Source organism: Planctomycetota bacterium (assembly GCA_039182125.1).
GTDB lineage: Bacteria > Planctomycetota > Phycisphaerae > Tepidisphaerales > Tepidisphaeraceae > JBCDCH01.
This window is the reverse complement of sequence record JBCDCH010000100.1, coordinates 1-11963: the sequence shown is the minus strand read 5'-3', so window position 1 is coordinate 11963 and position 11963 is coordinate 1. Positions and strand designations below refer to the sequence as shown.

7 protein-coding genes are annotated in these 11963 nt (G+C 62.9%); 2 read left to right on the top strand and 5 right to left on the bottom strand.

All coding sequences use genetic code 11. The annotated features are described in order from the left end of the window. Window positions 1-1250 (bottom strand): sulfatase-like hydrolase/transferase (locus AAGD32_17335; protein MEM8876012.1); only part of this gene is annotated, 1250 nt, incomplete at its 3' end. 150 nt (window positions 1251-1400) lie between these two features. Between AAGD32_17335 and AAGD32_17330 the strand changes: the two genes are divergently transcribed. Then, on the top strand, window positions 1401-3650 hold the full coding sequence (locus AAGD32_17330; protein MEM8876011.1) for a VCBS repeat-containing protein: 2250 nt from the start codon (window positions 1401-1403) through the stop codon (window positions 3648-3650). Window positions 3651-3715: 65 nt separating this feature from the next. Here the strand turns inward: AAGD32_17330 and AAGD32_17325 are convergent, their stop codons facing one another. The 4 genes from AAGD32_17325 to AAGD32_17310 form a co-directional block, all read right to left on the bottom strand. After that, window positions 3716-6031: a TIM-barrel domain-containing protein gene (locus AAGD32_17325; protein ID MEM8876010.1), complete on the bottom strand. Its 2316-nt coding sequence runs from the start codon at window positions 6029-6031 to the stop codon at window positions 3716-3718. 9 nt (window positions 6032-6040) lie between these two features. Next, window positions 6041-6997, bottom strand: a complete 957-nt coding sequence (locus AAGD32_17320) for a hypothetical protein (protein MEM8876009.1) — start codon at window positions 6995-6997, stop codon at window positions 6041-6043. Between the two features lie 182 nt (window positions 6998-7179). Continuing rightward, window positions 7180-9273 carry a hypothetical protein gene (locus tag AAGD32_17315; protein ID MEM8876008.1) on the bottom strand — a complete coding sequence of 698 codons (2094 nt, stop codon included), beginning with the start codon at window positions 9271-9273 and terminating at the stop codon, window positions 7180-7182. Between the two features lie 257 nt (window positions 9274-9530). Further along, the gene (locus tag AAGD32_17310) at window positions 9531-11078 is read right to left on the bottom strand and encodes a sulfatase (GenBank protein MEM8876007.1); all 1548 of its coding nucleotides are present in this window, start codon (window positions 11076-11078) and stop codon (window positions 9531-9533) included. Between the two features lie 574 nt (window positions 11079-11652). Here AAGD32_17310 and AAGD32_17305 point away from each other — a divergent pair. Continuing rightward, window positions 11653-11963: LacI family DNA-binding transcriptional regulator (locus AAGD32_17305; GenBank protein MEM8876006.1), on the top strand; the 311-nt coding region annotated here is incomplete at its 3' end.

Sequence of the window (11963 nt, the reverse complement as noted above, 5' to 3'; positions counted from 1 at the left end):
GTCGGATCCGCCTCGAGGTCATACAACGCCGTTTGGCCTTCGCCGTAGCGCGCGAATTTCCATCGGGCTTCGGCGATCATCGTGCCAAACATCGTCGCGCCGAAGATCTGCTGGCCGGGGCCGCAGCGCTCGAACAGCGAAACGCCGTCTCCATCGGCCGACGCATCCAAACCGGCCGCGTTTCGGAACGTCGGGTGAAGGTCGATCAGCGAAGTCAACTCGCGGTCCGCGTCGAGGCTCGCCAACGCTTCGGTCGCTCCACCAGAGACGATCAGCGGCACGCGGACAGCCGATTCGTAAAACAGCCCTTTGCCGACCATGCCGAAGTCACCCAGGAAGTCCCCGTGGTCCGACGCGAACACCACCAAGGTTCGATCCCAGAGCCGCTGCTCGTGCAGCGTCGCGATGATGCGGCCAACGGCTTCATCGATCTGCGACACCAGCGCGGCATAGTGCGCCCGAATTCGCCGTGCCTGGTATTCGGTCAGTTCGCCGTAGTCAACCTGATTCCACGGCCTACGGTTTGCTTCCACGAAGCGCTCGCGGAACGCCTCGCTGGCATCGGTGCCCGGCAGCGGCGGCGGCATCACCTCGGGGTCGTACCGGTTGGCCAGCGTGTCCGGCGGGTCGTACGGGCAGTGGGGCCCCGGAAATCCCACCATCGCGGCGAATGGCCGGGCGTCGCCCTGGCGCTGAAGGAAGTCGCAGGTTTCGTTGCCGACCCACCGATCGACCTGATGCTCGGCCGGGATCGGGCTGACCGGCGCACCTTTATGTTCAAAGTAGCCGGGCATCTCGTTGCCGTGCAGCTTCTTTAGCCCATGCGCGGTGAGGTAGTCGCTGTAGTCGTCTCGGAGACCGATGTGGCGCTTGTCCTCGGCGATCCGTCGTTGCGCGAAGCCTTCGCCCAAGTCCCACGGATAAAAATGCATCTTGCCGATGCCCGCGGTGCGATAGCCCGCCGCAGCTAGGTCTTCGGGCCAGGTCGTCAGCCCTAGGTCGCGCCGCTGGGGGTGAACCCAACTGTGATTATCGAGTACGCCGTTCCGCATCGCGTTGCGGCCGGTGAGCATCGAAGCCCGGGCTGGGACGCACAGCGGCGATGGGGTCAGGCAGCGATTAAACCGAACGCCACTCCGTGCTAGGGCGTCGATGTTCGGCGTATCGATACATTCCGCACCGTAGCAACCCAAGAAATCGGCACGTAGTTGATCGGCCAGCAAGAATAGAATGTTGTAATGAAGCGCCATGAAATAAATGGTAGAACGTTCTATCGACTGATGGTTCGTATCGTACTGCACTTACGCATCAGGTCAATCTGGGTGTTCGATCATCTGCCCCCAACCCGGCTCGAGTGAATGTTCACGCGACCCGCGTTATTCATTAATCACGTCATTATCATGACTTCTTCTGCACCGCATCGATGGGAACTCACGCTTTTGGACGCCGAACCGCTTGCGCGGTTTTATCAAGGGCTCGTCGCCTCAACGGCGGCCGATCTGGACGGTGATGGCATCCCGGAACTGGTCGTAGGCTCCACCGATGCCCTGACGTGGTATCAGATCGATACCGGGAAACGAGCAGTGATCTGCCGAGACGGAACCTGTTCGGTGGGCTTGGCCATCGCCGACATCGACGGCGACGGGCGGCCGGAAGTGGTCACCGGGTTGCAAGCCCCCGACACCGCGGACAAAAACCTGTGGGAGATCGCCTGGTTCAAGCCTTCCGGCTCGCTCGATGAGCCGTGGGCCAAGCACGTGCTCGAACCCGCTCATCACGGATATCCGCACGATTTGGTGCTCCACGACGTAGACGGCGACGGGCGGCTGGAGCTCATCGCCAACGGCCCGCACGGCGGCCGAAGCAGCTTGTATCTCTATCGCCCCGGCGTCGACCCGGAGATGCCTTGGAAGTGCTACGACATCGGGAGCAACCGGAGCGAAGAGGGCCTCTGTGTCGTCCGGCTCGACCGCGATGGGGGTTGGGGCATCGCTTCGGGCCCGAACGTGTATCGATGTCCCGAGGGCGGGCCTTTCGGTAAGCCGGGGTCGATTCCGTGGCCGTTGACCGAAGTTGCGCCGAACCACCGCGAGATGTGCCGTGTCAGTGCACTCGATATCACCGGCAACGGCGTCGATGACTTAGTGATCATCGACAGCGAGTACTTCGAAGGGCAGTTGTCTTGGCTCGAAAATACCGGGCACGGCGAATGGATCGAACACCCCATCGAACGCGGCATCGCCTACGGCCACAGCCTCCACGCCGAGCGTACGCAAGAGGGCGTCCGGCTGGTCGTGGCAGAAATGGCGGGCGGCGGGTGGGCCGCGCTTTACAACTACGACGCTCGAATCATCGAATACCTTTCGGCCGACGGCGGAGAGACGTGGAAGCGAGAGATCCGACAGCAAGGCCAAGGGATTCACGAAGCTACGTACTTCAACGGAGCGGGCGAACACAATCAGCCGGGGCGTCAGCTCCGGTACCTCGGCAAAGAGCACCGCTACCCGAGGGTCATGCGGCTTGACGAGGTCGAGCGCCCTTCTCCAATCGCGGGTTACCAGCACCGGTTTGTCGACCGCGACAAGCCCGGCGCCGGGACGGACATCCTCGCGGTGGATATCACGGGCAACGGGCAGTTTGACATCGCGGTCGGCCGATGGTGGTACGAACTGAACTCACCGACCCGCCGGGAGATCCCCGGCGTCTGTCAGATCATCAACCACTACGACCTGGACGGCGATGGACGTGACGAACTCATCGTGACTTTGGCCACCGATCAAGGCCCAAAGGTCAGTAACCGCTTGGCATGGGCTAAACCGATCGACCCTCTGAACGACCGCTGGGAGCTACACGAGATCGGGACGGGCGTTGGCGATTGGCCGCACGGATCTTGCGTCGCGCCGTTGCTGCCCGGAGGAAAGTTGGCGCTCGTTACCGCTTACCATTCGGCGCATGCCTCCGCGGAGGTGGACCTCCCACACTATCCCGAGATATGGGAAGTCTCCGAGGACCCGTCGGTGCCGTGGCCGAGCCGCACGCTCGCCGAGATCCCCTATGGGGAAGAAGTTATTGCCCACGACATCACGGGCGACGGAGCCCCGGACCTCTTTCTAGGCGCCCACTGGCTGGAGAACAACGGCGACGGTTCGTTCACCCCCCACCGCATGTTCGAGGGCGTCTACCCCGCGCGGATCGGGGTGATCGATGTCCAGGGCAACGGACGCGCCGACGTCGTGATCGGCGATGAAACCGTGCAATGGTCCCCCGAAAAGCGAGCCGACTACACCCCGCTCTGCTGGTACGAATGCCCGGCCAACCCCCGGGATCGGTGGCGGCGACACGTGATCGATGTCGTCCGGTGCCCCCATTCGATCGGTGTGGCCGACCTGGACGACGACGGCGAGGACGAGATCATCTGCGGCGAACACGACCCGTTCTACCCGTACCGTCAACGCTGCAAACTCTACGCCTACAAAAAAGCGGACGCCGCGGGCCGAACCTGGAAGCGCTGGTGTCTCGACGACCGTTTCGAGCATCACGACGGCTGCAAGCCGATCCGACTCCCGGCGGGCGATGTCGGGATCCTCAGCCACGGCTGGATGGATAGTTTGTACGTCCACCTTTGGGTTCCCCCGCGAACCGAGTCGTAAGCCGCGTAGCCTTGAGGTTCGTCGTTGGGGCCGCCGGTTGCACATCCATTTACAACCAAGTCGGCTTATTTCAACCCGTCCGACTTCCAGACCTCGGCCAGCGGCGCCTGCGACAAGCCGCGGTAGCGTTCGTCGAATCGCAGGGGGACGATACGGCTGGTGTCGAGTTGCCCCGTGTGCTCGATCGCTTCGGGATAGAAGGGGATCTCGGCGTAAGGCCTTGCGAACACCGGGCAGGTGTCCAGCGGGTGGTTGGTATCGAGCCAGCCGGGCCCTTCGTGGAACTCGCCGGTCCAGAAGTCAACCCAGGCCCCGTCCGGCAGGTAGACGCGTCGTTGGCCGGTGCCGTTCATGACGGGCGCGACCAGCAGGTCCGAGCCGCAGAAAAACTGATCGTCGATATGCCAGCACAACGGGTCGTCGGGGTGGTGCAACATCATCGCCCGCAGGACCGGGAAGCCGGTCTGGATCGCGCGGGTTCCCTCGCGTTCGAGATATGGAATCAGCGCGTAGCGCAGCCGCCACCATCGGCGGACGAGGTCCAAGACGGCGGGGTAGTCGTAAGGTTCGCGTGGGCTCGTGCCGTGGTAGCGCAGGTGGGACGTGAACACGCCGAACTGCGTCCAGCGGACGTAGAGGTCGTCGGTCGGCCACGAGTTCATGAAGTCCGGCAGGCCATGGAACCCGGGGACGTCGTGGGACCAGAACGCGAAGCCGGACAGGCCCAGGTGCAGCCCGCCGCGGAGGGAGGCGGCCATGCCGTCCCAGGTACAGGCGCAGTCGCCACCCCAGTGCACGGGGTAGCGTTGGCTGCCCAGCCAACCCGCCCGAGCCCAGATGATCGGCTCGGACGTCGCCCGCGCCGTCGCTTCGAAGGCGGCCTGCTGGTAGAGCAGGGCGTAGCGATTGCGTAAGAGCCGGGCCGGCAAGCCGTGGTAGCGCGCGGCGGGGTCCACGTTTTCGCCGAAGTCGGTCTTGATCGCGGCGGCTCCCAAGTCGAAGAGCCGCTTGAGCAAGCTTTGGTACCAGGCGACCGCCTCGGGGTTGGTGAAATCGATCACGCCGTCGAAGTGCTGAGACGAAAAATCCGACCCGCTCTGCGTTTCGGCGGAATCGCGCGGCGCGAGATACCCGTTCTCTTTCGCTTCTTCGAGCAGCCGATTGCCCTGCCCGATGTTGGGCGTCTGCCAGAGCGTGATCCGGAAGCCTAAATCGTCCATGCGCTTCATGAACCCCGCGGGGTCCGAGAACCGCTCAGCCGAGAACTCCCACTCGCAGACCCAGTCCTTCGCGAACCAACCTGTATCGACGTGCAACACGTCGCAGGGCAGCCGCTCCTCGCGGAGCCGATGGGCGATGCCGGTGATCTCCTCATCGGAAAAGTAGGTCATCCGGCTCATCCAGACGCCGTAGCTCCACCGCGGCACGTCGGCGGGGAAGCCGGTCAGTCGGCGGAGTTCGTACAGGATTTCTTCCGGGCTCCCGGCGATGAAGAACAGGTCCAGCACCGGGTCGGGCAACACCCCCTGCGCGGCCCGGGTCGAGACACCCGCCAACGACAGGCGCATCATTGCCGAGGTGTGTACCATCAATCCGTAGCCCGCGCTGCTGAGGTAGAAGGGGATGTTTTTGTAGGTCCGCGGGCTGTTGACCCCTAAGCCGTCGTCGTTGATTAGCGAAAACGTCGAGCCGGCCAAGTCCATGCGGGCGAAGCGTTCGCCGGTGCCCACGAAGTGTTCCTGGGGACCGGCGTGGATGGAGAACGCAGTGTGGTCCACACGACCTTGGCTGGTCACGAATCCGAGCGGGAGCGATTCGACTTGCTTGGGGAAGAACTGATCGTGGCTGCTGAACGGGATGTCGGTGTGCCCATCTGGGAGGACGGACGCGACGAACCCTTCGGCCGGCGGCATGACCAAGTCGCTCCAGTGCCGCCGCACCGGGTCGCGTCGTTCAATGCGGAACCGTGCCTGCCCGCGCTCATCTAAAACCGACCAAGCTTCTGACTCGAGTTGCACACGCAGCGGCTGGGGTTGCAGCGATTCATCGATCGCGAGCATCGGCCCGTCGTGGGGCAGGGCCGCGGAGCCGTCGGCACACAGCGTAATCCGCACGACGCGGTCGCCGTAGGCCGATACTCGGATCGGCAGCGACCGGGGCTCGAGTTTGTGGTCGCGATGGACTTTCTCTCCGTCTGCCGGTTCGACCAGCAGCGACGGCTCGACCCGCAGCGGCCGAAACGGGACGTCCAGTTCGATGTCCTTCGCGGGCGTTTCGCGCATCTGCGTGGGGCGGTCGGCGCGCCAGATCACGGACTCCGCGGAGGCCTCGGGTTGGATATCCAGCAGATCGGTAACGAAGCGTTGTCTGGGGATTGACATGCGTAGACCTCAAGGGGCGATAGGGTCGATGGGCGCGCGGTCTTCGGGAGTCCATGGGGGCACCATCTCGTACGCGGTACGCCACGATGCCGACGCACCCGGCAACAGGTCGAGATCGATGAACGGTTCGATCGAAGCGGTACGGTCGTCGAGATAGAGGATCGTTCGGTCGGGCATCGGCACCTGGCTGATGGTCATGGCCCGCGTCGCGTCGGGGTGGGACAGGACGGCCGACCACGCCGCCGGATCGTCCGGCTCTTGCGCTTGTTCCGGGATCAGTCGGACGATCCCCGGCGTTGCTGGCCGGTCGATCACGCTTAGCGTTCCCGCCTTCCATTCCGCGGCGCCACGGAACTTCGGGGGGCGAGCCGCGCGATGGGGCGGTTCAACCGCGATTCTGGCTCCGGGCGTCGCCGCGTGGCCGTCGAGCCAAACGAAGTTGTGGCTGTAGTGGCAGACCGCGAGCCGACGCGAGCTGAGATTCTCCAGTTGCCTTTCGATCTCGAAGCCCGCGCGATCGTCGTATAGCCGGACGGTTATGCGATATCGATAAGCCCAGCCCAGTGACGACGACAACTCGTGGATGAGCGTGACCGCCGTCGGCCCAGACTCGACTTGCCACTGGCCCGCATCTCGGATCGGGTAGGCGTGGCGAAATCGGTACGACCGGTCGTCAGTACGTTCGAGCAGGCCCACGCCGATCTTCAGGAACGTCTCGCCTGGGTTCGCATCGTTGTAGCCGGGCGGCGCTTCGATCGAAAACTCGCCGGCGGTCCCCGCGACGTGGTCGTCAATCGCCGGATCGTGGTCTGACGCTTGGGTATGCGGCGCCATCGCGACGAAGCCCGATGCGTCCGCCGCCCAGACCACCATCCCGGCCCGATCGAATCGGCTAGCGCGGTTGAAACCATGCCGCGTGTCCGGCAGAGCGACGCGGATCGTGAGGAATCGATTGCTTAAGGTCACGCCTGGATATTCTTCGAGCCACGCCGGTGGCGATAGTGCGCTGGGCGGTTGTACGTTGCCCGGGGATTGGCAGCCCAAACCGATGCCGCCGGCGATGCCACACGCCGCGGCGATCCCGAAACGTTTGGTCGCAGTTGCGGCGGCCCGGGGTTTCTCCACACGGCGGAGGGGGTATCGATGCTTCATGGCGCATCGACATCCCGCGTCAACTCGATCACAAAGCGTCGACGGTCCGGCGGCAGTTCCCACACCCCCTCGCCCACGACACCGCGATCGATCTCCCGGAAGTGCCAATCCAGCACGCGGTAACGCATGCCGCTCAGTGGGCCGGGATCCAACGTGATCGAAGGAACCGCGTATCGCACGGGCAAACCGCCGGCACCATCGGGGAACGCTTGCCTGCCGTTGCGGAACCATTCTCGCGTCAACGCGTCGTGCTCCATCCGGAACCCGTCATTGAAGCTCGTGCTGGCCAGAAGTAGCCGGGCGTGACGGGTCTGGTCCAAGGGGAGTCCGTCGGTGGAGGCCACGCCAAAGGTTAAGTATTTTTCGTCGGCGGTCACCGGGTAGGCGATGCCGGGCTCGTTGTCGATCCGGACGTCGCGGAGCGTCAAGCCGTGACCAAATTCAATCGGCGCTTCGACTTCCGCGAAGAATCCGCAGAAGGCGGCGGCCCCGGGCGCGTCGAAGACCAGATGCCCCCGCTGGTGGTCGAGGCGGATTTGCTCGGTCGGTCGGTACGGGTTGGGTTCGTAGACGCCGCGCCGCCGCGATGGGCCAAGGATCTCATCATCTTCGCGTTCCGGGTCGATTTCGATCCGAGATCCGTAGCGGAATGCCGTGGGCATGAACCGATCGGCGACGTCGCGATAGGCCGACATATTCGGATCCAGCAGACTATTTCGGCCAAAGACGAACGTGGTTGGTTCGGGGGCGGGCGAGAGGTGACCATTGCGGAACACGGTTCCGGCGAAGGTAAGTGCCGATTGCAAGACGCGGTCGTACTGAAAGTGGTAGCCCTGCGGGTGCCCGAGTGTGGTGTAGTCCATGGCTTGGGTGTAGGGCTCGTCTGTCCTGGGGTCTTGCGGAAACCCGTAGTAATGCGTCACGACGATGTCCCAATCCTGGATAGCGCCTAGCGTGGCCATCCGCATCGGGTGCTCACCGCGGTACTTCGCAGGCTGCATGATGTTGTTTTCGTAAACGAAAAACGGCTTGCCGGCAATCTTGTTCTGCTCAAGCCATGGCTGGCCCCAGCAAAGGGCAGGAGGTTCTTCCAACGTGCTCCACCACGGCGCGCGGTGATGAGTCGGGTCGGGATGGTGTGTGCCGTTGATGTAAGTGGAGTGCGCTACTGCGTCGGCATGCTGGTGCATGTACTGGGTCGCCAAGGACCAACCGATGCCGGTGTCCCAGACGGTCGGGGAGAGGTGGCAACTCTTGCCCCACGTCTTCACGGCTTCGTGCTGCTGTCGCTTCGTGTCGATCCAGATCTCGAGCAGGAACGCGACGACGTCCTGCCCGCGGGGCCCGTTGAAGTCGCTCATCCGGATATCGCCCGTGACCGCTTCGTCTACGTCCACGCCGAGCGACTTGGCCTGATCGGCGCCGGACAGATCCCGGCCGAGCGGCAGCATCGCGACCGAGCCCGATTCGAGGTTCTCCCCTGGGAGCAGGTTGCCCCGCCAGGTTTCCCGCAGCGCCACTTCGTTTCCGTACTTATCGCGAAGGAAAGCATTCCACTGCTCACGCAACGTGAGCTGAAAAAAGTCGGGCTGCTTGAGATGCAGGCCGCGCATCATGTGGAAGAACCACCAATCCTCGTTAACCAGTTCCCAGACCACGAACACGGGGTCGTCGCCCCATCGCAAGCGCGTATGTTGGTTGAAGTGGTCGGCCACCGACTTCGCGTTGGCCAGCGACAGTGCTTGAAGCCGGGCGTCCCAGAACGTCGCCAAGCCTTTTTTCCCCAACTTGTATCGATCGCCGACGGCCTCCGACCAAGCGTCGGCGGTTGCCGAGTCGTCGATCACGTCGACGTCCTCGGAAGAGACCGCGCCTTTGATCATGGACGCCTTCCAGATCGCGATCCCTTCGCGCTTGCAGACAGCGACGAAGTGGTCGAGCACGTCGTTCTTGCTGCGGTCGCCCTTGACGTAGGGCTCTCCGGCGCGTGGCCGGTCGAACATACGAATCAAGTTGAAGCCCAGCGCGTTGAGCCGGGCAACGATCGCCTCGTTGACTTCGTATGGGTCGGCGTCTGACCCTTTGGGCATCCCGGGGAATTTTCCGGTCAAGCCCCAAAACCGGACCCGCTCACCGTGCAACTCTAGGTGGCCGTCGGCGCTGACCTGCACGTAAGCCGCGTCTTCGGGTAGGGCAGCCGGTTGCCCTTGGGCTCCGAACGGTCCGACAAACCAGAACAGAATCGCGGCCAGACAGCAACACGCCGAGCGGTCCAATACAAAGCGGTATCTCACGGGCGACCTTTCAAGAACGGTTTCGACACGGGTCGTGACGCCGTACGCGCACGCTACGGATGGGTTTCGGAAAATTGGGACGGAGTCACCGCCGCATCCCCCGCCGATCCAAAGGCCGGTCGGCAAAAAGGCCTGGTCCGCGTTTCGAAGTGGTCGGCCCATACCGACCGGCCGGTGGCACGCAGCCGATCTAAATATCCGTTCAGCGCGCCTCGGGCGTGTGGCGGTCCGCCTTCAGCAAGCACGGTTGCCATCGGGTCTGGGCGGCCGTCTTCGAGGTGATCCCGGGTCCAGCCTTCGATCCGATCAAACGCCCACGCCACCAGATCGGGCCGATCCTCCGCGAGGTCGTGCAATTCATGCGGGTCTTGCCCCACATCGAAGAGCATGGCTTCCGGGAGCCCGTGGTAGCCATCGTGATACGTGCGAATGCAGATGAACTCTTGTTGGTCGCGGCGAAACCGCAGCGAGCGTTGGCAGCTGCCCTGCAGATGGCTGAGTACCAGATCGTCCCGCCCCGTGTCGCCGATCCCATTCGGCCCCAATTCGAAGCTACGTCCGTGCCACGATTCCGGTACCGAACCGCTGGCCGCTTCGATCACCGATGCTGCGATGTCGAAGTGGTAACGCAGTGCGCCGTCGGCTCGCACGCTGTCGGGCCGGTCGGTCACTCCGGGCCAACGCACGATCATCGGGACGCGGCAGGTGACGTGGTCCGCTAGCTGGTGGCAGCCGTAAATATTAAACTCGCCGATAGTTTCGCCGTGGTCGGAGGACACCATGATTGCGGTGTCGTCAAGCACGCCGAGCGTCTCCAGTCGGCTAACGATCAAGTCGATGTGCTTGTCGACGTACCGGATGGCCGTGTCGTACCCGTCGAACATTCGGCGGACGTCGTCCATCGAGGCGATTTCAAAAGGCTGCCGCGGGTAACGCCCGGCGTGGTCGTCACCACCGCCGAGCCCGCCTCGCTCACGAGCGCCCTGAGGCCCCGCACCAGTCCAGTGCTTCTGTCGCAACGCGTCGTCGTACCATGTCGGCAGCGGGTCGTCCCTAAACGGGGCTCCGAAGCCACTCGGGGTGCGGTATGGCGTATGGACGTCCCAGAAATTAACGTGGAGGAACCATTGATCTGTGGCGCCCTGTCGATCGAGCCAGTCCAAAATGACGGGAGTAACTTGGTCGGCCCGCTCAAAACCACGCCCGCCGGTGTCGTGCAACTCGTGGAAGCCCGCCTGCCACCACCGCGCTCCGTGGCGGTCCGCGAACGAACTGATCGTCGCGGTGTGATAGCCCGCTTCCCGCAGCGCGGCCGGCCAAGAGTCGCGCCCCGGCCTATCTCGAAATCCACGAGATTGCCCTTCGGCATACGGCACGGCCCGCCGTCCGGCATGGCACACCGAACCATGGCAGATACCTGGTTGACCCAGAAAGAGACTTGTCCGGCTAGGACAGCAAGGGGTATCCGACGCGTAGCAGTTCTCGAACCGCAACCCATCGGCAGCAAGCCGATCAATTGATGGGCTGGTTAGACGGTGATAGCCGTAGCAGCTCAAATGATCTGGCCGCAGGGCATCGATATCTATGTAGAGAATCCGCATGATGTATATCGAAAAGCATGGACTGAAATCGATAGAACGATATATCTTTGGCTGGCCACACGCAAGAGGCGTGCTCTTCAGGCTGGCCAGCCGATAGCCGCCGCATGTTCTGTGCACGATCCGTGGCCGCTTGAGATTGACTTTGATTTGCGGAGAGCCCAGTAGGCTGAGTGCATGGGTTTCATTGACGTACTGCAGGCTCCAAGCTCCTGCTCGGTGAGAATCGGCGTGCTCCTGAATTTTTAAACAGCAGAGGGCATTTCAACGAGATGTTGCTGATGCCTCTTGGCAGGATTTATGGCATTTCGCTTCACAGCAGCCTTGCCAGCGTTCGATTCGTACGTGAAAAGTAGAGATCCTCCAGAGGGGGGGTGAAAGCTGGGATCCGAAGTGCGGTGCGCCGTCGTCGAGAAGCAGCCGGCAAGAATCGCACTTAGAAGGGATTGACAATTTGCGGCACTTTAGTATGATGGAACGTGCTATCATGCTTTGTTGTCCCTGCTGCGGTACTTAGATTGATCACTTTTGTCCTTGTTCGAACCACTGCCTATCGCAGGATCTCTTGGTTTCTTCAATGCCCGTCACGATGAAAGACATTGCGATTGCAGCAGGCGTGTCGCAACAGGCGGTAAGTCAGGCATTGAATCGAAAGGGCCGTTTACGACCCGAAACCCGCCGTCGTCTCACGGAGCTGGCCGATCGCATGGGATATCGCTCAAACTCCTCAGCACGGGCGATACGTTTAGGTCGTTTCGGGACTTACGCGTTGCTGCAGAGCGTGCATAGCGAAGCCAGTACGCTCGCGCGCAGGGCTCTGCTGGGTATTCACGAAGCTATCGACCGTATTGATCACCAACTGGCGGTAGAGCGTCTTCCCGACGAGCG